The 21,464-nt window shown below is 64.2% G+C and carries 26 protein-coding genes; 7 read left to right on the forward strand and 19 right to left on the reverse strand.

Going from position 1 to position 21,464, the window contains the following annotated elements; genetic code table 11:
- Position 1 precedes the first annotated feature (1 nt).
- The 5 genes from ACQR1D_RS07535 to xoxF5 form a co-directional block, all read right to left on the reverse strand.
- Complete coding sequence (locus ACQR1D_RS07535; protein WP_316179901.1) at positions 2-454, reverse strand: (2Fe-2S)-binding protein; 453 nt, start codon at positions 452-454, stop codon at positions 2-4.
- Between the two features lie 358 nt (positions 455-812).
- Positions 813-1,376 carry an S-(hydroxymethyl)glutathione synthase gene (gfa, locus tag ACQR1D_RS07540; protein WP_315713222.1) on the reverse strand — a complete coding sequence of 188 codons (564 nt, stop codon included), beginning with the start codon at positions 1,374-1,376 and terminating at the stop codon, positions 813-815.
- Positions 1,377-1,409: 33 nt separating this feature from the next.
- Entirely contained in the window at positions 1,410-2,519 is a 1,110-nt protein-coding gene (locus ACQR1D_RS07545; RefSeq protein WP_316192879.1) for an S-(hydroxymethyl)glutathione dehydrogenase/class III alcohol dehydrogenase, read from the reverse strand.
- Between the two features lie 78 nt (positions 2,520-2,597).
- Entirely contained in the window at positions 2,598-3,077 is a 480-nt protein-coding gene (locus ACQR1D_RS07550; protein WP_316179903.1) for a c-type cytochrome, methanol metabolism-related, read from the reverse strand.
- 132 nt (positions 3,078-3,209) lie between these two features.
- Entirely contained in the window at positions 3,210-5,012 is a 1,803-nt protein-coding gene (gene xoxF5 / locus ACQR1D_RS07555; RefSeq protein ID WP_316217013.1) for a lanthanide-dependent methanol dehydrogenase XoxF5, read from the reverse strand.
- 406 nt (positions 5,013-5,418) lie between these two features.
- Here xoxF5 and ACQR1D_RS07560 point away from each other — a divergent pair, with 406 nt between their 5' ends.
- Positions 5,419-6,366 (forward strand): helix-turn-helix domain-containing protein, encoded by a 948-nt coding sequence (locus ACQR1D_RS07560; protein WP_434893858.1) that lies wholly within the window; start codon positions 5,419-5,421, stop codon positions 6,364-6,366.
- Positions 6,367-6,384: 18 nt separating this feature from the next.
- Here the strand turns inward: ACQR1D_RS07560 and ACQR1D_RS07565 are convergent, their stop codons facing one another.
- The 3 genes from ACQR1D_RS07565 to ACQR1D_RS07575 are packed head-to-tail and all read right to left on the reverse strand — an operon-like array spanning position 6,385 to position 9,351.
- Positions 6,385-7,320: a substrate-binding periplasmic protein gene (locus ACQR1D_RS07565; protein ID WP_434893865.1), complete on the reverse strand. Its 936-nt coding sequence runs from the start codon at positions 7,318-7,320 to the stop codon at positions 6,385-6,387.
- A complete protein-coding gene (locus ACQR1D_RS07570) occupies positions 7,320-7,655 on the reverse strand; it encodes a c-type cytochrome (protein ID WP_434893864.1) in 336 nt (111 codons plus the stop codon). Before ACQR1D_RS07570 ends, ACQR1D_RS07565 begins: the two co-directional genes overlap by 1 nt.
- A gap of 31 nt (positions 7,656-7,686) precedes the next feature.
- Positions 7,687-9,351, reverse strand: coding sequence for a methanol/ethanol family PQQ-dependent dehydrogenase (locus tag ACQR1D_RS07575; RefSeq protein ID WP_315803725.1), 1,665 nt, complete (start codon positions 9,349-9,351; stop codon positions 7,687-7,689).
- 261 nt (positions 9,352-9,612) lie between these two features.
- On the opposite strand from ACQR1D_RS07575, the gene ACQR1D_RS07580 reads away from it, so the two are divergent.
- Together ACQR1D_RS07580 and pqqA are read left to right on the forward strand one after the other, a co-directional pair.
- Positions 9,613-10,005, forward strand: a complete 393-nt coding sequence (locus tag ACQR1D_RS07580; RefSeq protein ID WP_434837706.1) for a hypothetical protein — start codon at positions 9,613-9,615, stop codon at positions 10,003-10,005.
- Positions 10,006-10,226: 221 nt separating this feature from the next.
- A complete protein-coding gene (gene pqqA / locus ACQR1D_RS07585) occupies positions 10,227-10,307 on the forward strand; it encodes a pyrroloquinoline quinone precursor peptide PqqA (RefSeq protein ID WP_009031067.1) in 81 nt (26 codons plus the stop codon).
- A gap of 169 nt (positions 10,308-10,476) precedes the next feature.
- On the opposite strand, the gene ACQR1D_RS07590 is transcribed toward pqqA, so the two are convergent.
- Complete coding sequence (locus ACQR1D_RS07590) at positions 10,477-10,785, reverse strand: EthD family reductase (RefSeq protein WP_434893857.1); 309 nt, start codon at positions 10,783-10,785, stop codon at positions 10,477-10,479.
- Positions 10,786-10,999: 214 nt separating this feature from the next.
- On the opposite strand from ACQR1D_RS07590, the gene ACQR1D_RS07595 reads away from it, so the two are divergent.
- A complete protein-coding gene (locus tag ACQR1D_RS07595) occupies positions 11,000-11,212 on the forward strand; it encodes a hypothetical protein (RefSeq protein WP_315713207.1) in 213 nt (70 codons plus the stop codon).
- A 30-nt stretch (positions 11,213-11,242) separates the two neighbouring features.
- On the opposite strand, the gene ACQR1D_RS07600 is transcribed toward ACQR1D_RS07595, so the two are convergent.
- Genes ACQR1D_RS07600 through ACQR1D_RS07615 form a run of 4 tightly spaced genes read right to left on the reverse strand, consistent with a single transcriptional unit; the run spans position 11,243 to position 14,044 of the window.
- A complete protein-coding gene (locus tag ACQR1D_RS07600) occupies positions 11,243-11,590 on the reverse strand; it encodes a hypothetical protein (RefSeq protein ID WP_316179906.1) in 348 nt (115 codons plus the stop codon).
- A 36-nt stretch (positions 11,591-11,626) separates the two neighbouring features.
- Positions 11,627-12,337, reverse strand: coding sequence for an ABC transporter ATP-binding protein (locus ACQR1D_RS07605; protein WP_315803721.1), 711 nt, complete (start codon positions 12,335-12,337; stop codon positions 11,627-11,629).
- The gene (locus ACQR1D_RS07610; protein WP_315803720.1) at positions 12,327-13,064 is read right to left on the reverse strand and encodes an ABC transporter permease; all 738 of its coding nucleotides are present in this window, start codon (positions 13,062-13,064) and stop codon (positions 12,327-12,329) included. The genes ACQR1D_RS07605 and ACQR1D_RS07610 overlap by 11 nt, the downstream gene beginning before the upstream one ends.
- Positions 13,064-14,044 carry an ABC transporter substrate-binding protein gene (locus ACQR1D_RS07615; RefSeq protein ID WP_434837709.1) on the reverse strand — a complete coding sequence of 327 codons (981 nt, stop codon included), beginning with the start codon at positions 14,042-14,044 and terminating at the stop codon, positions 13,064-13,066. The genes ACQR1D_RS07610 and ACQR1D_RS07615 overlap by 1 nt, the downstream gene beginning before the upstream one ends.
- 86 nt (positions 14,045-14,130) lie before the next feature.
- Between ACQR1D_RS07615 and ACQR1D_RS07620 the strand changes: the two genes are divergently transcribed.
- Entirely contained in the window at positions 14,131-14,490 is a 360-nt protein-coding gene (locus tag ACQR1D_RS07620; RefSeq protein ID WP_316179908.1) for a hypothetical protein, read from the forward strand.
- 20 nt (positions 14,491-14,510) lie between these two features.
- Here ACQR1D_RS07620 and ACQR1D_RS07625 read toward each other — a convergent pair whose 3' ends face one another.
- Positions 14,511-15,332: a quinoprotein dehydrogenase-associated SoxYZ-like carrier gene (locus ACQR1D_RS07625; RefSeq protein ID WP_315803717.1), complete on the reverse strand. Its 822-nt coding sequence runs from the start codon at positions 15,330-15,332 to the stop codon at positions 14,511-14,513.
- A gap of 56 nt (positions 15,333-15,388) precedes the next feature.
- Complete coding sequence (locus ACQR1D_RS07630) at positions 15,389-16,315, reverse strand: quinoprotein relay system zinc metallohydrolase 2 (protein WP_434837710.1); 927 nt, start codon at positions 16,313-16,315, stop codon at positions 15,389-15,391.
- 161 nt (positions 16,316-16,476) lie between these two features.
- Between ACQR1D_RS07630 and ACQR1D_RS07635 the strand changes: the two genes are divergently transcribed.
- Positions 16,477-17,352: a substrate-binding domain-containing protein gene (locus ACQR1D_RS07635; RefSeq protein ID WP_316179910.1), complete on the forward strand. Its 876-nt coding sequence runs from the start codon at positions 16,477-16,479 to the stop codon at positions 17,350-17,352.
- Positions 17,349-17,909 carry a PQQ-dependent catabolism-associated CXXCW motif protein gene (locus ACQR1D_RS07640; protein WP_434891880.1) on the forward strand — a complete coding sequence of 187 codons (561 nt, stop codon included), beginning with the start codon at positions 17,349-17,351 and terminating at the stop codon, positions 17,907-17,909. Before ACQR1D_RS07635 ends, ACQR1D_RS07640 begins: the two co-directional genes overlap by 4 nt.
- Before the next feature lie 32 nt (positions 17,910-17,941).
- Here ACQR1D_RS07640 and ACQR1D_RS07645 read toward each other — a convergent pair whose 3' ends face one another.
- The 4 genes from ACQR1D_RS07645 to ACQR1D_RS07660 are packed head-to-tail and all read right to left on the reverse strand — an operon-like array spanning position 17,942 to position 21,214.
- Positions 17,942-18,553 (reverse strand): hypothetical protein, encoded by a 612-nt coding sequence (locus tag ACQR1D_RS07645; protein ID WP_315803713.1) that lies wholly within the window; start codon positions 18,551-18,553, stop codon positions 17,942-17,944.
- Complete coding sequence (locus tag ACQR1D_RS07650; protein WP_316179911.1) at positions 18,550-19,404, reverse strand: ABC transporter permease; 855 nt, start codon at positions 19,402-19,404, stop codon at positions 18,550-18,552. Before ACQR1D_RS07650 ends, ACQR1D_RS07645 begins: the two co-directional genes overlap by 4 nt.
- Complete coding sequence (locus tag ACQR1D_RS07655; RefSeq protein ID WP_434886365.1) at positions 19,401-20,213, reverse strand: ABC transporter ATP-binding protein; 813 nt, start codon at positions 20,211-20,213, stop codon at positions 19,401-19,403. The genes ACQR1D_RS07650 and ACQR1D_RS07655 overlap by 4 nt, the downstream gene beginning before the upstream one ends.
- Positions 20,210-21,214 (reverse strand): YVTN family beta-propeller repeat protein, encoded by a 1,005-nt coding sequence (locus ACQR1D_RS07660; RefSeq protein ID WP_434893856.1) that lies wholly within the window; start codon positions 21,212-21,214, stop codon positions 20,210-20,212. Before ACQR1D_RS07660 ends, ACQR1D_RS07655 begins: the two co-directional genes overlap by 4 nt.
- Positions 21,215-21,464 lie beyond the last annotated feature (250 nt).

Consider the following 21,464-nt stretch of genomic DNA (forward strand, 5'->3'; position numbering starts at 1 on the left):
ATCACACCCCCGTCGAGGCCAGATGGACCGCATTCTCGATGCGCTGATAGCAGCCACAGCGGCAGATGTTGCCGGACATCGCGTCCCGGATCTGGTCATGCGACGGCTTGGGATTCTGGTTGAGCAGCGCCGCCGCCTGCATGATCTGACCGGCCTGGCAGAAGCCGCATTGCGGCACGTTGACCTGCCGCCACGCCTTCTGCACCGGATGATCCCCGGTCGGATGCAGACCTTCGATGGTGGTGACCTCGCGGCCCGCGACATCGGAAATCGCCGTGATGCAGGAGCGCGCGGCTTCCTTGTCGACCATCACGGTGCAGGCGCCGCACAGCGCCGCGCCGCAACCGTATTTCGAGCCGGTCAGGCCCAGCTCATCGCGCAGATACCACAGCAGCGGCAGGCTCGGATCGCCATCCCAGCTCTGCTCCTGTCCGTTGATTTTCACCTTGATCATGCTCGCCCTCGTTTTGTCGGACCAATGGTCGCCGGTTCTGATCGTTGGTGGACGCGCGCGGGACCACATGTCCTGAGTACACGCGCCGGATCAATTGGGAGTTGTCGGAAACGATCCATGATAGCAGACCGGGACAGACATCGGTCTACACAGGCGCGTGTGTTGTCAGAGCAGACGAGCGCAGCGCGTGCAGCCCACTGCAATGCAAACGCAGAACAATGGACGATGCGCCGACGACAATGGCGGCCACCAGGCGATAACGACGGCAAAAAAGAATGCCTCGCCAGCGTGGGGCAGGCGAGGCACCAAGTCTTCAGGAAGGAACGCTTCAGTTGTACGCTTGGTTACGTTGCGGCCGTCAGGCCGCCTTTGCTTTCGCCACGTGGGTGGCAATCGCATCCATCAGGGCCGGCGACAGGCAGTCATAGGGCTCGAGCCCCAGCTCCTTCAATCGCGCCCGAATCTCGCCCATCTGTTCCGGCTTCACGCCCGACTCGATCACCGAGGAGACGAAGGCCGCAAAGCCCGGCGCGGCCGAACCCTGCTCCTGGAACAGCTCGGGGTGAATGAAGTCGAGGCCGTAGAACGGGTGGCCCGTGTTCTCGATGCGGCCATACATATGCGTGCCGCAGCCGGTGCAGGCGTAGCGCTGGATGACGGCGGAGGGATCGACGATCTTGAGCTTGTCGCCGTTCTCCAGCACCGTGACGTTCTGCCGCGGCACCACTGCAACGACCGAGAAGGTCGCGCCGGAGGGCTTCCAGCATTTGGTGCAGCCGCACGCGTGGTTATGCGCGACATCGCCCTTGATGCCGACCTTGACCGGCCGGTCGTGGCATTTGCAGACCAGCGTGCCGCCGGCGAAATGGCCGCTTCCCTGTTTGACGCCGTTATCGACGGACGGATGGATGTGGACAGTCATGGCGCAATCCTCCTCAGTTTTGCGTGCTTGGGGTCAGAACACGACGACGGAACGGATCGATTTGCCCTCATGCATCAGGTCGAAGCCCTTGTTGATGTCTTCGAGCTTGAGCGTGTGGGTGATCATCGGGTCGATTTCGATCTTCCCGTTCATGTACCAGTCGACGATCTTGGGAACGTCGGTGCGCCCGCGCGCGCCGCCGAACGCCGTGCCCTTCCAGACGCGTCCGGTGACGAGCTGGAACGGGCGGGTCGCGATCTCCTTGCCGGCCTCGGCGACACCAATGATGATCGATTCGCCCCAGCCGCGATGGCAGGCTTCCAGCGCCTGGCGCATCACCGTGGTATTTCCGGTGCAGTCGAAGGTATAGTCGGCACCGCCGTCGGTGAGCGCGACCAGGTGCTGGACGATGTCGCCGGTCACCTTCTTCGGGTTGACGAAATGGGTCATGCCGAAGCGGCGGCCCCATTCCTCCTTGCCGTCATTGAGGTCGACGCCGATGATCTTGTCGGCCCCCGCCATCCTGGCGCCCTGAATGACGTTGAGGCCGATGCCGCCAAGGCCGAACACAACGACGTTCGCGCCGGGCGTGACCTTCGCCGTGTTGACGACCGCGCCGACGCCGGTGGTGACGCCGCAGCCGATATAGCAGCTCTTGTCGAAGGGCGCGTCCTCGCGAATCTTCGCGACCGCGATCTCCGGCAACACGGTGAAGTTGGAGAAGGTCGAGCAGCCCATGTAATGGTAGATGGTCTGGCCCTTGTAGCTGAAGCGCGACGTGCCGTCGGGCATCAGGCCCTTGCCCTGCGTGGCGCGGATCGCGGTGCAGAGATTGGTCTTGCGGCTGAGGCAGCTCTTGCACTGGCGGCATTCCGGTGTGTAGAGCGGAATGACGTGGTCGCCTGGCTTGACCGAGGTCACGCCAGGGCCGACTTCGCGCACGATGCCGGCGCCCTCATGGCCGAGGATCGAGGGGAATATGCCCTCGCTGTCGAAACCGTCGAGCGTATAGGCATCGGTGTGGCAGATGCCGGTGGCCTTGATCTCGACCAGCACCTCGCCGGCCTTCGGCCCTTCGAGGTCAACCTCGACGATCTCCAGCGGCTTCTTGGCTTCGAAAGCGACCGCGGCGCGCGTCTTCATGTCTCAAACTCCTGTTTCAGTCTGTCAGGCCCGCGACCCTGTCCAGGGAAACTGTCCAGGCGCGGTCCTCGTCGTCAGTCATTTCTTGCCCATGCAGGAGTTCTCCGCTTCCGTATAGGCTGGCGGCTTGTCCTCATGCTTGGCGGGGCGAACGCGGCCCACCGCATCATCGCCGCGGGCGCGCAGGTAGACGTAGAGATCGTCCATGTAGCAGGCCACGTTCGGATTGTCGCCGAAGGCCGGCATGACGTTCTCCTGCGACGTGCTGACATTCTTGCGGCCGCTGGCGATAGTCCCGATGAAGTCGCCGTAGCTCATGTTCTTGACCGAGTCCTTGAGCGCCGGGGCGTAGGTCGATCCCATGCCGTCGGGGCCATGGCAGACGTGGCATTCGGAATGATAGCGGCGGTATCCGGAGTAGGTGTACCAGTCGACCGTTCCGTCGGCGGCCACCTTGTAGGTCGGAATGCCATCCTTATCGAAGTACTTCCCGTCCTCGGATTTGACGGCCTTGGCATCGCCGGGACCTTCGGCCCAGGCATTTTCGGCGACAGTCATCCCGCCGGTTGCCAGGCTCAGAGCCGTGGCGACCGCAAACCAGATTCTACGCAAGGGCGTTTTCCCTTAATTTTTTGGAACAGGCGAACCGGCGCATGGATGAGATCCATGCGCCGGAGGCAGGTACCTGGCTTACTGCGGCAGCGAGAACACGGTGAGCGCACCACCGAGAGCGGTGTAGTTGCTCAGCGCGGCGTAGCCGCCGACGGCACCGAGGCCGGCGGTCGGATCGGTCAGACCCGCCGCGAGACCGATGCCGGCCCAGCCACCGACACCCGAGAGAACGGCGACGTACTGCTTGCCGTTGGCCTCGTAGGTCGTGACGTTGCCGATGATGCCGGACGGGGTCTTGAACTTGTAGAGCTCCTTGCCCGTCTTGGCATCGACCGCCTTGAGGTAGCCTTCGAGCGTTCCGTAGAACACCACGCCGCCGGCCGTCGCGAGCGCACCGGACCACACCGAGAACGGCTCCTTGTTCGACCAGGCGATCTTGCCGGTCTTGCCGTCCCAGGCGATGAAGTTGCCCATATGGGTGTCACCCGCCGGCGGGTACATCGACAGGGTCGCGCCGACATAGGGCTGACCTGCGGTGTAGCTCACCTTGAAGGGCTCGTAGTCCATGCAGACATGGTTGGTGGGCACGTAGAACAGCTGCGTGTCCGGCGAGTAGGCCGCCGGCTGCTCGTCCTTGGTGCCGAGCGCCGCCGGGCAGATGCCCTTGGTATTGACGTCCTCACCCTGCTTGTCGGTCGAGTATTGATCGACAACCTTCGGACGGCCGTAGGTCGCAGAGTTCTTGTCCATGTCGACGCCGGTGGTCCAGTTCACCTTCGGGTCGTACTTCTCGGCAACCAGCAGCTCGCCGGTGGCACGATCAAGCGTGTAGCCGAGGCCGTTACGATCGAAGTGCGTGAGCAGCTTGCGCGGCTGGCCGTTGATGGACTGGTCGGACAGGATCATCTCGTTGACGCCGTCATAGTCCCACTCGTCGTGGGGCGTCATCTGATAGACCCACTTCGCGACGCCGGTGTCGGCATGGCGGGCGAAGATCGTCATCGACCACTTGTTGTCGCCGGGACGCTGCTTCGGATTCCAGGTCGAGGGATTGCCCGACCCGTAATAGACCATGTCGAGCTGCGGGTCGTAGGAAATCCAGCCCCAGGTGCAGCCGCCGCCGGTCTTCCACTGATCGCCTTGCCAGGTCTTCAAGCTCGAGTCCTTGCCGACCGGCTTGCCGAGCGCGGTGGTGTTGGCGTCGAACAGGATCTGGTCATCCGGACCTTCGGAGTATGCCTTCCAGACCTGCTTGCCGCTCTTGATGTCGTAAGCGGTCATGCTGCACTGGACGCCGAACTCGCCGCCGGACGTGCCGACCAGCACCTTGTCCTTCACCACGAGCGGAGCCGAGGTTCCGGTCTGTCCCTTGGTCGGATCGCCATTGACGGCGGTCCAGACGTGCTGGCCGGTCTTGGCGTCGATCGCCACCAGCTTGTCGTCGGCCTGATGCAGGAAGATCTTGCCGTCACCATAGGCGACGCCGCGGTTGACGGTGTCGCAGCACATCACCGGAATGACGTTCGGATCCTGCTTGGGCTCGTACTTCCAGACGATCTTGTTGTCCTGCGCGAGATCGAGCGCATAGACCTTGTTCGGGAACGGCGTGTGCACATACATCATGTTGCCGATGATGAGCGGTCCGCCTTCGTGGCCGCGCAGCACGCCGGTGGAGAAGGTCCACGCGACCTGCAGCTTGCCGACGTTCTGGGCGTTGATCTGGTTGAGCTTGGAGTAACGCGTATTGGCGTAGTCTCCCGCCGGCATCACCCAGTCCTTCGGGTTGGCCGACATCTTGGCCAGCTCATCGCTGGCCCATGCGCCACCCGCGGCGAGCGCCGCGACTGACGTCAGACATGTTGCGAGTAGCACTCTTCGCATCGTCTTTCCTCCCGGGTTCAACTGAGGTTCCGCAGCACGCGGCCCAGTATTCGTTTTCGGCATCATTGAATATCCACTTCCCAACCGGGAAACTTGCCCAAAAGAGAAAAGAGCTTGCTCAAGAGTGAAGCGAATAGAAGTTTTTGAAGGAGATTTTGCTTTGCTGGTCCGCAACATGAGCGCCATTCTTGCTGCGCAGCATCAATTTGCGACACCATGGTTCCACCGAAGGTTGACGTTTCCCTTGACCTTACAGAGACGAAGGCGGAGGATCACGCGGGGCGCGTTATGGAACGAAGTGCGCCGCGAAAGCCGCGGCCTTAAAATGGGAGCAATCTTGCTGCAGTCTCGTTCGCCGTACTGCGGCGGACCCGTTGCGTTTCGATCATGAATCGGTGGATGAAACATGTCCGACACGATCCGCTCGCTTAATACTTCGGGATTCTCACCGAAGAGCCAGATCCAGCGTTGGTCAGATGCACTGACCGACCTGTGCGGACGTTTCGATGTCGATCCGCTGGAGGGGGCCTCATTCGAGGGGCGCATCAATTTCACGACGGTGTCGCGCCTGAAGCTCTGCCAGATCGAGGCCAGCCAGCATCGCATTGCGCATACCTATGCGCGTGCGCAAAAGGCGGCACATCCTTACATCAAGATCTTGTTCCAGACCTATGGAACGTCCTATTTCGAGCAGGATGGCCGCCAGATCGAGATCGGCCCGGGCGATTGCCTCGCCTATGACGTCTCGTCACCGCACACGATCATCAGCCCCGCGCTGACCCGCCATGACGTCGTGATCGTGCCGAAGGAGCTACTGCAGGAGCGCGGCTTCCGGTCGGAAAAGATGCCCGCCTACAAGCTGTCGGCGCGGAGCGGGACCGGCCGGATTGCGCATGACGTCACCCACGCCGCGTTCGATGAGGCGACCCGGCTTTCGCCCAACTCGGCCGTCAGCGTCGCCGAATCGCTGATCGATCTGTTGCTCCTGCCGCTGCGTGAAGCCGATCGCATGCTGGATCGGGCGGGACCCGAGGCGATCTATATCCGCGCTCAAGCCTTCATCCGCGAGCATCTGCGCGATCCTGACCTTTGCATCGATCAGATTTCGGCGGCTCTGGGGTGCACCAAGCGCTACCTTCACATGGTGTTCAGCGATCGTGGCATGACAGTCAGCGACTACATCTGGCGGGCTCGGCTTCAGCATTGCCGGCAGGAGCTGGAGACGCAGAGCGGCAAGACCATCACCGATGTCGCGTTCTCGTGGGGTTTTTCGAGCTCGTCGCACTTCAGCCGCGTCTTCCGCAAATATTTCGGCGTCGTGCCGTCGTCGGTTCACAAGACGGCGGCGCGCTGAGCGCTCCTGGAGCGGCCGTTAGCGTGCGCCGCTCCGGATGATCCTCTGGAACGCGTCACCCAGAATCACCGGCTGACGCGGCGGAAGGTAGGTCAGTCCTGCGGATTGGCCGAGAGTCGCCAGGGCTCCTGAGGCCTCGAGCTCCGTCAAGGCCTTGTCGACCGATGCGATGAGCTCGGCAGAGCTGGCCAGCCCCACATAGCCTCGGTTCACACCAATCGGATAGCTGTACCCCGACGCGCTCAGCCTGGTGTCGGGATGAGCGGCCCGATACGCATCGAAGCGTCTGCCATCGAGCAGGGTTGCGTCGAACTTGCCCAGTTCGAGCGCCCCGAGCAGATCGTCCCGCGTCGGAATCAAATGCGTGATGTCGTCGATCAGCCGCCCCTTGTCGAACGTCATCAGGATTGCATCTGCCAACGTGCCGCTCTCGATTGCCAGCCGCAGCCCGGCCAGATCGCCGATGTCGGTAATCGGGCGCTGTTTCGCGGAAGGGCCGAGAACGACGGTCAGGGTCGAAAACATATAGGGCTTGCTCGGCGTCAGCGTGCCGAGGGCAACACGGCGGCGGCGGTCGTCGCGCGTGGCGCCATCGAAGTCCGGCAGCTTGGCCGTCTTGACGCCAGGCGCAACCAGTCCGTCCTGGGTAAACGCATAGCTGCCGAGCAGCGAGCAGCGTCCGTCCGATAGCAGCGCATTCGCCTCCAGCGCCGGACTGGAATCTTCGTCCAATTTGCTTTCGTACCACTGGATCTCGAGCTTCCTGCCAAGGCGGTCGGCGATCGCCTGACCGAGCAGGACATCGAAGCCGCCGCCGGGCTTGCCGCGATGATGGACCGAGAGCGGCGGAAGATTTTCGTCGAGACAGATGCGCAGCACGTCGTCAGCGGCCAAGGCCGCCGACGACATTGCCGACATCATCAAGGCAGCCAGCCAACAGCAGAGATGACGCATCACTGCGCTCTCCGGCTCGAGACGTAGGCCCATAGTGCGGAGATCTCGTCATCGCTGAGAATGTCGCCCCAGGGCGGCATGCGGCCGTTCTTGCCCTGCTTCACCGTGGTGACGAAACGAGGCTGATCATCGGGAAACCGGCGCAGGTCCGGCGTTATAGTCCCGGAGTTCACCATGTTGGGCCCGTGACAGTGCGAGCACTTCTGGGCGAACGTCGTCTTGCCGAGGTCCACCTGGCTGTGTGCCGCGCTGTCATCTTGTTGTTGGGCGAGGGCGGCCGTCGACTGGACGGCCAACGTCGCCACGACGGCGGCGAAGGCCGCCGCCGCTTTCATGAACGTATTCTGTCTCACGGGCGATCCGCACTCAATTCTTGACCGCGAAGACCCACAACGAGCCGCCTGCCGGAACGTTGGCGAGGCGCTCGTCACCGGAGAACAGCGAGTAGACGCCGCCGTAGCCGGAGGTGACAGCGACATACTGGACGCCATCCTGCTGCCAGGTGACGGGCTGGCCCTCGATGCCGGAGCCGGTCTGGAACTGCCACAGCTTCTTGCCGCTGTCGGCGTCGAAAGCCTCGAACTCGCCGGTCAGCTTGCCCGAAAACACCACGCCGCCTGCCGTGGACAACACGCCGGAGAAGCGCGGGATGTCGCTCGGCTGCTCCCACTTGGTCTTGCCGGTCATCGGATCGATGGCCTTGAGCTGACCACGCGGACCTTCCGGCCAATCCCAAAGATCCGTCAGATCCATGCCGAGGTACCACTCGCCGGCCTTGTAGGTCGCAGGCTCGGTCTTGTAGTGGCCGCCGAACACGAGCGTGTTGGCGTAGGCCAATCCGGTTTGCGGATTGAACGACATCGGCTCCCAGTTCTTGCCGCCGAGAATCGACGGATAGACCGTGACTTTCTTGCCCTCGCGCGCATCACGCGTGACATCGGTCTCGACCGGCTTGCCCGTCTTCAGGTCGATGCTGGAGGCCCAGTTCACCTTCACATAGGGGTTGGCCGCGAGCAGCTTCCCATTGGTGCGATCGAGCACATAGAAGAAGCCATTGCGGTTGGCATTCATCAGCACCTTGGTCTGCTTGCCCTCGACATTCATGTCGGCGAGCACCATCTCCGCGACCGCGTCGTAGTCGAACGGATTGTTCGGCGAAAACTGGAAGTGCCACTTCATCTTGCCGGTCTTCGGATCGAGCGCGAGCACCGAGCAGGTGTAGAGGTTGTCGCCCGGGCGCACCGCCGCGTTGAACGGTCCGGGATTGCCGACGCCCCAGAACACGGTGTTCTGCTCGGGATCGTACGATCCTGTGATCCAGGTCGAGCCGCCGCCGAGCTTCCAAGTGTCGCCCTTCCAGGTGTCGCCGCCGGGTTCATCCGGGGTTGGCACCGTATGCGTGCGCCACAAATGCTTGCCGGTCGCCGGGTCCCAGCCATCGATGAAGCCGCGTGTGCCGAACTCGGCGCCCGAGATGCCGGTCAGCACGACGCCGTCGGCCACCAGCGGCGCCACCGTCATCGAGTAGCCTTCCTTGATGTCGGCAGCCTTCTGGCGCCACAGTTCCTTGCCGGTCTTGGCATCGAGCGCAATGACGTTGGCATCGAGCGTCGTGCGGAACAGCTTGCCGTCGTACAGCGCGGCGCCGCGATTGATGATGCCGCAGCAGACCACGCGCGGCGTTTCGGCGGGATAGTCGATCTTGCTTTTCCAGATCTGCTTGCCGGTCTTGGCATCGACGGCCATCGTCGCATTGTGGGTCGTGACGTAGAGCACGCCCTGGTACACCAGCGGCTGCGACTCCTCACTGCGGTCATCGGCGAAACTGTAGTTCCAGACCGGAACCAGGTTCTTGGCGTTGTCCTTGTTGATCTGGTTGAGCGGGCTGAACCGCTGCAGATTGTAGCCCATGCCGTAGTTGAGAACGTTCGCCGTATCAGTTGCACCCTTGACCAACTGATCGGCGCTCTGCGCGCTCGCACCATGTGATGCAAAAATGGCGAGGCCTGCGGCCAGCGCGATCCGCTTCATTCATTTCCTCCGAGATTTTTATGCGCGCCTATCCTGACGCTGCGGGAACAACACTCCGCTCGAAATCGGGAACCGTCAATACGAAAAGCTGGCAACCGCCCTCGGCGCATCGGGAAGCCGTCCTCGTTCGATCGGGACAGAGCAGCCGGTCGGTTGTCTCTGCTCGCTGATCTGGCTCGGCATGATCGCACCGCCTGATGCTGCGTTGCGGCACAAACATTGCTTCAGTGCATCATGCCGGGATAACAGAGGAGTAGGCGGATGAGACGAACCATCCTTTGGCTCGGCATGCTTTGTTGCCTTTGGGTGAGTGCGAGTGCGCGTGATCTCGGTCAGTGGGGAGCGGTCGATCCTGCATTGCGTCAATGGTACGAGGCGCTGATGCAGCCCGACGTGCCGACGGCATCGTGCTGCGGTGAGGCTGACGCCTACTTTGCCGATGAGATCCATGTCCGCGACGGCAAGACCTATGTCATCATCACCGATGACCGTCCCGATGAGCCGCGCGGCCGTCCGCATATCGATGTCGGTACCGAGATCGAGGTCCCCGATCACAAGCTGAAGTGGGACAAGGGAAATCCGACGGGGCACGGCATCATCTTCCTGAGCCGCAATCGGTATGTGTTCTGCTACGTGCAGCCGGGCGGTGCGTGAGCGGATGCTGCGGGCACTCGTCCTCGGCGGATGATGCCTGCATCGAGCAGCAGGAGGCGGGCGGGCGGCGATTGCGGCGGAACGTTGTCGAATCAACTACGTGACATCTGCATGGGTGCGCCGGCGACGGTCGAGCCTTGCGTTCTTCCGAACGCGATCCTAGCTTCGGCCTTGGCGCGAGCAATGCGCCAGTCAATGATAGTCGAACTTGGGAGCTTGAAATGGCCTGGAAGACACCGAAGATCGTCGAAGTGCCGGTTGGCATGGAAATCAACATGTACGCCTGTGCGGCGCGCAAGTAACGCGTAGCGATCTGCCAAGCCACGAGGAGCGCAACGCTTCTGACTGGCTTGGCGGATCCATTCGATAGAGACGATCCCGCGAGATCGTCCCGGCGACCGGCCTCCCGGCCGATCGGACATGATGGGCACGCCGCCGAACGTTGGTGACGGCCTGAGGACCGTCCAAGGGTCAAACGTCCTGCGTGTCGAAGAGATACAGGTCGACGCCGCCATCGGCGAAGTTGGGCAGATCGCCCGCCGCCGCCTTGCCTTCGGCAGAGCCCATTCCCGCCTGCAGCGCCTGCATCGAATCGAATACCAGGGTGGCCACGAGGTGGATGTTGGTGCCGCCCGCCGGCCCATTCACCGGGCCGCGGCTGATATCGTAGCTCTTCAGACCGGGAATCTTCTTCGCCAGCGGCACATGGACGTTCATATAGTGTTTGTCGAACGCCTCGGCGCTCTTGGGGGTCTTGTAGAGTACGAGAACCTTGGGCATCTGCTTCCTCCGCATTCGCTCTTTTTGAGGTCGATCGACCGATTCCATTGCAGCCGATCTGCCGGTTCGGATCAAGCGTCAGGGCGGCTTTGCCCAGGGATCGTCGTTCCAGCCTTGGTTCCGCTGCATAATTTGTTGCGCGCGGAGAAACTGATGCAGCCGGATGTCGTAGTTTCAGATAAGCTGCTTCAGGCTTATCGAAGGACAACGAGCCATGAGCTCCATCGATCTCGTCATCACCGTCTGCGCAGTCCTGTCTCCGGCCACCTGCGAGGAGCAGCATCTCGTTTTCGCCGATGGCGGCGCCTCGCTGCAGCAATGCGCGATGAAGGCGCCGCCCTACATCGCCCAGTGGATCGGCGAGCACCCGAAATGGACTGCAGTGCGATGGCGCTGCGAATATCCGCACAGCAACGACAAGGCCTGAGGCCGGCTTTGCCGCAGGCGTGTCAGCCGCCTATTTCGTGCATTCCTTGAGGTCCTTGTCCGCCACCGAGACCACGGCGTCGGCCGTGATGTCGAGGTCGCGAACGACGCATTGGCGCTCGCCGGCATAGCTCACCTTGGCGTCGTAGCGCCCAGGCTCGACTCCGGTGAGTTTCAGCCGTTCGTCGTGATCGAGCTCCTTGTCCTTGTCGTTCAGCGTCTGATTCGGTCCCCAGTTGTTCTGGCCGGCCGGAGAGAGCTGAAAGCCGGTCATCGTCGCGGTGGTCAGATTCCAGAGCCGGATGCCCTTGCTTTGTGCGGCGGTCGCGAGCGGGATGCCGAACAGAATGATCGCCGTCACGGCGAATGCGCGTCTCATGGCGTTTTCCCTGGGGTCCGATGTCCTTTGCCATGACTATGACACGGAAAAATCCAGTCGCGCCACATCGGCCTTGATTGCCGCGACCGCGTCGTTGTTGCGCTGCGCGCGCGGCAGGTCGATCGGGACTGAATGAAGCAGACGGGCGGGGCGCGAGGACAGCAGGAAGATCCGGTCGCCGAGCCGTGCCGCGTCGTCCATGCTGTGCGTGACCAGAAGCGTGATCATGGGGCGCGAGGCCACGAGCGTCGCGATCTCCTCGCGCAGCCGCGCGGCGAGCGCGTCGTCGAGCGAAGCCAGCGGCTCGTCGAGAATCAGGAAGTCCGGCTCCACTGCAAACGCCCGCGCCAGCGCGACGCGGCGGGCGAGGCCAAGCGACAGCTCACCCGGGAAATGGCTGCGATGTCCCTCGAGCTCGAGCACGCCGAAGATGGCGGCCAGCCTGTCCTCGGCGACACCGGGCGCTGCCAGCCGGACATTGTCCTCGACGGAGCGCCACGGCAGCAGCCGCGGCTCCTGGAACACCATCGCCAGCCGGGCGCCGGCGGGTTGTGCGACGTGGCCCTCATAGTCGTTGTCCAGACCGGCGAGGATCCGCAGCATCGTGCTCTTGCCGCAGCCCGAGGGACCGACGACGACGCCGACCTCGCCCCGCTGCAGCGCAAAGGCAATGCCCGCAATCACCTCCTGGCGCTTGCCATTGGCGCTGGTGTAGCTCTTGGACCTGATATCGACCTCAAGCCGCACGGAGCCGCCACCTCGATGCGCGCAGCTCGAACGGCTGGACGATGACAGCCTCGATCACCAGCACCACGGCGGCAAAGCTGAGCGAGTAGGCGAGCAGCAGCGGAATGTCGAACAGCTGGAAGGCGACGCCGATCTCGAAGCCGATGCCGTTGGGCCTCCCGAGCAGCTCGGCGACCAGCACGATCTTCCAGACCAATGACAGGCCGGAGCGCGCGGCCGCCGCAATATAAGGCGCAAGTTGCGGCAGCAGGACATGGCGGAGGATGCGTCCGCGCGGGAAGGCGAACACCTTGGCCATCTCGTCGAGCGATGGATCGAGCGCGCGGGCGCCTTCGCGCAAGGTGACGACGGCGGTCGGCAGCTTGTTGATCGCGATCGCCGCGATCGCTGCGACCTCGGTGAGACCGGCCCAGATATAGGCGAGCACGATCACCACCAGCGCGGGCAGATTGAGCAGCAGGATCAGCCAGGGATCGCCCAGGCGGTTGGCGAGCTGGCTGCGCCCCATCAAAAAGCCGATCGCCGAGCCGAGTGCCATCGACAGCGTGAAAGCGAGGGCGACGCGGGCGAGCGTAGCGCCGAGATGCAGAAACAGCGCGCCGGACCGCGCTTCCGCCACCGCAACCGCAAGCACGGCCGATGGCAATGGCAGCTTGGCGCTGCCGGCGACAGCCGCGGCAATCCACCAGGTGGCCAGCAGGAGCGCAAAGGACAACAAGCGCAGCACTAATCCCTCGCATCCGCCCTGTAGTAGGTGCCGGGACTGAGCTCCGGAGACGGGCCGACCAGATCGCGGCCGCCGATCGAAGCGAGCACGCCGTAGAGGATGCGCGCGTCGGCCTCTTCCTCGGCGATCGGCCGGCGCGGAATGCCCTCGCGATAGCCGTCGCGATAGGCGCGCAAGGTAGCGTCGTCCTGCGCGCCGGTCAGCGGGGCGATCGTCTGCCAGTCGGCGTCGGATGTCGCCAGGATCTCCTTGGCCTTGGCCGTGACGGACAGGAAGCGTGCCACGAGATCGCGGTGCTTGGCGGCCCAGTCCTCGTCGAAGACGTAGCCGATCATCGCGGTGCGGCCCTTGGCACCGAACGGCGGCAGCAGGTCCTCGACCCCGGCGAGACGGCGGAAGCCCTTGGCCTCCAGCGCCGCGCAGAAATTCCAGTAGTTCAAGCCCGCATCCATCTCGCCGTCGGCCAGCTTGGCGGCCAGCAGCGGCGGCGCGCCGTAGGTAATGGTCGCCTGCGATTTCAGGTCGACGCCGTCGCGCTTGAGCGTGGCCTGCAGCAGCAACCAGCTCTTGTCGAGCGGGCCGCCGGCCACCGCCAGCTTGCGTCCCTTCAGATCGGCAAGCGTCTTGATCGGCGAGGCCGCCGGCACCATCACGGCGCCGAGCGCGCTCGAATAGGGATAGAAGGTCAGCTTGGCGCCGAGCGCACGCTCGCGCGACACCCAGAGCCAATCCGATACCATGATGTCGGCGTTGCCGGCACGCAGCGCGATCTTGCCGGCCTCCGGGCTCGCCAGCTCGACCGCATCGATCGCGATATCCGCCTGCTTGTCGAGCTGGTGGGCGCGGATCACCCCCAGCTCCCAGGCGAAGGTCCCGGTCTTCTGCACCGCAACCTTGACGGTCTCGGCGGCGCAGCATGCCGTGACCGGCAGCAGGGCGCAGGCGACAATCGCCATCAACAAACGACCGATCTGCGTCATGAGCCCGTCTGCAATTCCTCGAGATGTGTTCTTTTCAGCCTCATTCCCTTAGCATAGCTTCGGCTGCGATGCCGTGGAGGACTGTGATGCGTAGTGCTGTTCCGGTAGGACCGATTGTCGCCGCCCTCGTTGCCATGATCGCGGTCGCCGGGCCGGCTCGTGCCGAGGAGCTCAACGACTATCCGACCTCGGCGCGGGCCGAATATGTGTTCGGCTGCATGAAGGCGAATGGCGAGACCCGTGAGGCGATCGCGCAATGCTCCTGCTCGATCGACGTGATCGCCTCGATCATCCCCTATGAGCGCTACGTCACGGCCGAGACCGTCCTCAGCATGTCCCAAGTGCACAGCAATCTCGGCACCCAGTTCCGCACGTCCGAGCAGGCCGCCAACGCGCTGAACGATCTTCGCCGGGCGCAGGCCGAAGCCGAAGTGAGGTGCTTCTGAAGCGCTGCCGCTCTGCCGCATCAGGTTCCTGAACCGTCGGCCGGCCAATCGTGCTCGAACACGTGGCCCTGCGTATCCTTCGCTTCCGCATGGAATTGCTTGGCGCCGTTCGACACGTAGGTGAAGCGGATATTGGGATCCTCCGAGATCGAGATGCCGCCTTCGACCGACAGCACCAGGCTGCCATCCTGCGACAGCGTCAGCCGGTCGATGAAGAAGGCCGGGATGTAGAGCTGCGTCACCTGGTCCATCTGGAGCCCGGAATTGTTGGGATGCCCGATCATGACCTGCGCTTCGCGGATGCCGCTCGTGGCGCCGTCGCTGCTTTGCGTGAACTGCCGATAGCGCATCTGGCCGATGCGCGCCTTGGCCTCGTCCGGATTCTTCGCCGCCGGCGCCGAGCAGCCTCCGGACGCCTTGACGAAGGTCTTGACCACATAGAGCTGACCATCCGTCAGCTCGGCCACGGCATGCACGTCCGTGTAGTTGTTGACGCGCACCCGCGTCGAGATCGCAGTCACATTGGCGTCCGCGCCGAGCGTGAACTTGGCGGCCATCGGCGCAGGATTCTGGTCGATCACCAGCGTGATGGTCTTGATGCGGCGCTCGTCGGCGGGCGACAGCTTGCTACGCAGGGTGACCGGGACCACCGAGGCATCCTCGGCGCGCGTCGGCATCTCGATCGACAGCACATTGGTGCCGTCCTGCATCGCCTTGTTGTTGAAGATGTCCTGGACGAGTCCCGGCCATGGATCATAACCATCAGCGGCTTTCGCAGGTGCGAAGGCAAACGCGAGGCATACCCCGAGAAGCAATGTGGACGGCAAGCGGAGCCCGATCATGGCGCAGTCCTCCCAAGGCAGTCTGGTGGATTAACGATCATAGCGCGTCACCCGCCTCATTCCCATTCCATTTCCGAGAATGCTGCAGTTGCGTTGCGGGCATTGTAGTCGTCGAACAGCTCCCATTTGCCGCGCTCCGATCCAGCGGCCCCAGCGGCGTCGGCGATCGGCCTGCCCGCCTTGATCAGCCCGCGAACGTCGTGGGCCAATGTGTCGAGGTAGCGACGCTCGTCACTGAGCGCCAGTGGCCAGGGGCTGACAGGTCCATGGCCCGGGACGACGCGCTCGGCCGGAATGGCCGCGAGTGCGGCCATGTCGGCGATCCAGCCGCGCAGGCTGCCATCCATCACTGGGATGTGACGCAGGAATACGAGATCGCCGGCGAACAAGGTCCGGCTCCGGTCATCATAGACGGACAGGTCGCAGTCGCTATGCGCGGTGCTCCAGGCCTTCAGCGTGAGGGTGCGGCCGCCCAGGTCGAGCGCCATCTCGTCATCGACGAGGATCGACGGAGCGACGAGGCGGACCTCGTCGATCAGTTCGGCGCCCATCAGGCGCCGGAACGCCTCGATGTAGTGCGGCCCGCGCAGGGCGAGCGCCCGGGGCAGGTTCTTGGCGCCGACGAAGCGGGTGCCGTCCGCCTCGAAGGCGGCATTGCCGAACAGATGGTCGGGATGAGCATGGGTGTTGACGACGTAGCGCACGGGCTTGTCGGTACGGGCGCGGATCGCGGCCAGCAGCGCGCGGCCTTCGCGGACGCTGCCGCCGGTGTCGATCACTGCGACCGCGTCACCGCCGACGATGAAACCGACATTGGCGATGGCGCCGTCGTTCGCCGCGTTCATCAGCGCGGTCTGGCCGATGTGAACGAACACGCCGGGCGCGATCTCGCTCACCTCGAGTTCCGGGGGCATGGCAAGAGCGGCGCCGCCGAGCGCCAGCGCACACCAGGCGATGATCGCAATGATCGGATGCCTCACCATCGGCTTGCCTTGCTCGCGTGGGACCTGTGCATCAGGCCATGGACGCTGCGGCGCAGCACTGGGTCAACTCTTCGCGATGACGGCGACTGTTGCACCCGCGCGGCCGGCGGCCTAGCATTTTCAAAAATACCGCGATGCGTTCGATAGGGATGGAAATACGGATGACGAAGCGTCACAAACTTGCTTGCTCGCTGGCTGTTGCCGCGGGGCTCACTCTGCTCGGGCCGGCCGCCGCTTTCGCGCAGAGCAACGACGGCCTGGACCTGTCGATCGAGCTGGTCGATCCCAAGGTGCTCAGGGTCTGCGCCGATCCGCGCAACCTGCCGTTCTCGAACGAGAAGGGCGACGGCTTCGAGAACAAGCTGGCCGAGCTCTTTGCCGCCAAGCTGCAGAAGAAGGTGGACTACACGTTCTTCCCGCAGGCCACCGGATTCGTGCGCATGACGCTCGGCTCGCACCGTTGCGACGTGATCATGGGCTTTCCGCAAGGGGACGACCTGGTGCAGAGCACCAGTCCCTATTACCGGACGGCCTACGCGATCGTGACCAAGCCGGGCTCCGATCTCGCCGATGTGACGACGCTGGAGGACGCCAAGCTGAAGGGCAAGCACATCGGCATCGTGGCGGGCACGCCGCCGGCGACCAACATGGCGCTGGCCGGGCTGATGCCGACCGCAAAGCCCTATCCGCTGATGATCGACACCCGCGTCGATTCCTCGGCGGAGGCGATGATCAACGATCTGAAGTCCGGCGAGATCGATGCCGGCGTGCTGTGGGGGCCGATGGCCGGCTACTATGCCAAGCAGGCGAGCCCGCAACTGCACGTCACGCCGCTGGTGAAAGAGACCAGCGGGCCGAAGCTGATCTACCGCATCGCCATGGGCGTCCGTGGCGCGGACCAGAACTGGCGTCGCCAGCTCAACAAGCTGATCCAGGAGAACCAGGGTGAGATCAACAAGATCCTGCTGGACTTCGGGGTGCCGCTGCTGGACGAGAGCAATCATCTGATCACCGCCGAGGCTGCAGCGAAGCCATGATCGGTCGGCTCACCGCTGCGGCATTGGCAGGCGTGCTGCTGATCGCCGTGGCGGTGCGGGCCGATGATCTCGTGCCGGAGCCGGACAGCTATCGCACCGAGAACTATCGCGCGCCGGTGCCGACGAACCTGAGCGGAGCGCGCGTGCTGTCGACGCGGGAGACCGAGGCGATCTGGCGCGCAAAATCGGCCGCCTTCGTCGATGTGCTGCCGCGGCCGCCCAAGCCGAAGAACCTGCCGGCCGGGACGGTGTGGCGCGAGCAGCCGCGCCTGGACATTCCCGGCAGCATCTGGCTGCCCGATACCGGCTACGGCGTGCTGGCACCCCAGACTGAGGACTATCTGAAGCGTGGCCTCGCCCATGCATCGGGTGGCGATTTCGGTCGTCTGCTCGTGTTCTATTGCCTCGAAGATTGCTGGATGTCGTGGAATGCCGCGCGGCGCGCGCTGACTTACGGCTATCGCAACATCGCCTGGTACCCCGACGGGACCGACGGCTGGAGCCGCGCCGACCTGCCGCTGCAGCAGACGCAGCCCGAGCCGCGGCCTGAGGAGTGAGCGGAGAGGGCGGCGAGAGCGCATCAAATCAGCTACTCCATGTCCTGCTGGATCTCGCGCGCCAGGGCGAACAGGCGCTGGTCGATCGCGGTCGGCACCTCGCAGACGAACTTCATCACGCGACGCCGGTCCTCGAAGATGCGCGTCTCCCAGTTCAACTGGTTGGTCATCTCCTCGACCTTGGCCTGATCCGGGTTGGGCCCGCTGTGCATCTCCTGCAACGCGATGGTGTCGCCGCGCACCTTCTCGACCGCTTCGCGCTGCTTGCGCATGACGCGCTCGAGGCCGTTCATGACCGACGTCCGCTGGGCGTTCAGCGTATCGAAAAGGCCGGCAAACAGCAGCTTGCCCTTGCGGGTCTTCTCCTCGGGCGTACCGGTCAGGAAATCGGCGACGTCCTTCTGCGCCTGCTCCAGCGGGATGCGGCGCGCCGCCAGCCTGGCGACCAGCTCCGCGATCTTGGCGTCGTCCTTCCAGCTCGCGCCGACATCGTCGATCGCAGGGCCGGACCACACGGCCGCGATGGAGATTTCCGGCACCTTGGCCTGCGGGCAGGGCCAATCCGGATAGCGCGGATCGGCGGCCATCGCAGCGCCTGCTGACGCTGCGATGGCGACGGCCGCCAGGATCGTTCTCAACCTCATGCCTCGCCTCCGGGACCACGCCTGACAAGACCCCGCGACGGATCGTAGGCCAGGATCGCGCCGATCATGAACACGGCGGTACAGCCGCCGACCACCGCGAGCGAAACCCAGTTCAGCTTGCCATAGAGCGCGAAGCGGATGAGCTCGACCGCGTGGGTGAAGGGGTTGGCCTCGCAGAGATAAGCGAGCCACGGACTGCCTTCCTCGACGCGCCACAGCGGGTAGAGCGCCGACGAGGCGAAGAACATCGGGAAGATCACGAAGTTCATGACGCCGGCAAAGTTCTCGAGCTGCTTGATGCCGGAGGAGATCAGCATGCCCAGCGCGCCGAGCATCAGCCCGGAGAGGACCAGCGCCGGCAGCACGGTGAGATAGCCCATCGGCGGCGGGGTGATGTCCCAGAACCAGGCGATGGCGAGAAACGCGTAGACCTGCAGCACCGAGACGGCGGTGCCGGCGAGCAGCTTGCAGAACAGGAGATAGCCGCGCGGCAGCGGGCTCACCAGCAAGGTGCGCATGTTGCCCATCTCGCGGTCGTAGACCATCGATAGCGACGACTGCATGCCGTTGAACAGCTGGATCATCGCCATCAGGCCGGGCGCGATATAGACCTCGTAGGGGATGTAGGTCTCGTAGGGCGGGATGATCGAGATGCCGAGCACCTGGCGGAAGCCGGCAGCGAAGATGAACAGCCAGACCAGCGGCCGCACCAGCGCCGAGATGAAGCGCTCGCGCTGATGCAGGAAGCGCAGCCCCTCGCGCCAGACGATGCCGGTGAGGCAGGTGATGTACTCACCGGCCGAGAAGCCGCTGCGTGGTGTGGCAGGAGCGTGAACTGTCGTGACGGTCATGGCTCGCTCCGCGCCGGGCTGGCCTGCGTCGTCAGCCGCGCGAACGCCGCGTTGACGTCGGATGCGCCGGCTTCGGCAATGACCTGCGGGACAGGCCCGCGCGCCAGCACGCGGCCTTGATGCAGCACCACGAGATCGTCGGTCGGCGCGATCTCGTCGAACAGATGCGTGGCCCAGAGCACGCCGATGCCCTGCTCGGCGACGAGCTGGCGGACATGACCGACGATGTCGGCGCGCGCCTTGACGTCGAGCCCGACGGTGGCTTCGTCGAGCAGCAGGAGGCGCGGCCGGTGCAGCAGGGCGCGGGCGATTTCCAGGCGGCGCATCTGGCCGCCGGAGAGGTCGCGCACCTTGTTGCCGGCGCGGTCGGCGAGACCGATCCGGGTCAGCAGCTCCTCGCTGCGGGCGCGGGCCTCGCGGCGCGAGATGCCGTGCAGGGCGGCGTGATAGAGCAGGTTCTGAGTCAGCGACAGATCGAGATCGAGCGTGCGCGGCTGGAACACGACGCCGAGCAGCCGCAGCGCCTCGCCGGGCGTACGGCCGATGTCATGGCCGAAGATGCCGATCCGGCCGGTCTGCACCGCGAACAGCCGCGTGATCAGCGAGAACAAGGTGCTCTTGCCGGCGCCGTTGAGGCCGAGCAGGGCGGTGAAGCTCGCAGGCCTCACGGCGAAGCTGACGTCGTTGAGCGCCTTGCGTGCGCCGTAGGAATGGCTGACGCCGGCGACCGACAGTGCCGGCACCTGGTCGGGAGCCGTTTGCGGCGTGGCGCCTGTCGCGTCGAGAGCGGGTGCGTTCTGCGTCGTCATGGCTGTGCGATCGTGATGCCCCAGGGCAGCTCGCCGACCTGGATGGTCTTGATCACCTTCTGCGCCGCGACGTCGATCACCGAGACGTCGTTGGAGACGCCGTTGGTGACCAGAAGATATTTCTCGTCGGGCGTAAACTCCATGTGCCAGACGCGCTGGCCGACCAGGAGATATTTCTTCACCTCGTGGGTGGTGCCGTCGACGACCGCGACGCGGTTGGCGGGGCCGAGTGCGACGAAGCCGGTCTTGCCATCCTTGGTCAGGGCGATGCCGACCGGCTGGATGGCCTCGCTGCGCAGGCCGGGCACGGCGAACTTGATCTTGCCGGTGACCTCGCGCTTGGCGGGATCGATGATCGACACCGTGCCGCCGATCTCCGCCGACACCCACAGTTCCGAGCCGTCGCTCTTGAACTCGGCATAGCGTGGCCGCGCATCGACCAGCACGTTGGCGACGATCTGGCGCGTCGACGTGTCGATGAAATGCGCCATGTTGGTGGTCTCGGAGGTGCAGATCAGGATCTTGCCGTCCGGGCTGAGCATCATGCCCTCGGGCTCGACGCCGACCTGGACATCGCCGATGCGCACGCGCTTTTCGAGGTCGAGCACGGTGACGGTGTTGTCATTCTCGTTGGCGACATAGAGCGTCTTGCCGGCGGCGTCCTGCGCGAACAGCTCGGGATCCGGGCCGGAGGGCAGGGTGTCCACCACCTCCATCTTCCTGGCGTCGATCACCTGGATGGTGTCGTCATCGCCGACGGCGACCATCACGAACTTGCCGTCGCGCGTGAACGCGATGCCGCGCGGCCGCTGGCCGACCTTGATGGTCTTGGTGACGGTCCATGTGTCGGTATCGATGACGGAGACGGTGTTGCCTTTTTCGTTGGAGACGAACGCGACGAAGGCGGACGCTGGGCTGATGGAGGCGAGGGAGAGGGCGGCGGTGAGAAGACAGGCCGCGACGGCAGAGCGCTTCGGAAGCTGATCGCTCCATTTCCTCATTCGATCCTTTGTTCGATCGACTCGAGATATCGCGGCTACGGCGGTGCGCTCCCTCTCCCCGTTCTTCACGGGGAGAGGGTTGGGGTGAGGGGCTCTCTCCGCGAGCACGCTGCGTGGAGAGTCCCCCTCACCCGGATTGCATCTGCGATGCAATCCGGCCTCTCCCCGCACGCGGGGAGAGGCTTGCACCGCGCGCGCGGTGTCGACGGTGGCCTCCTCACAACGGAGAGCCTTCGATCCGAGGAGCTCA

Origin of the sequence: Bradyrhizobium sp. HKCCYLRH2047, from assembly GCF_051168175.1 — a bacterium.
In the GTDB taxonomy this organism is placed as follows: domain Bacteria; phylum Pseudomonadota; class Alphaproteobacteria; order Rhizobiales; family Xanthobacteraceae; genus Bradyrhizobium.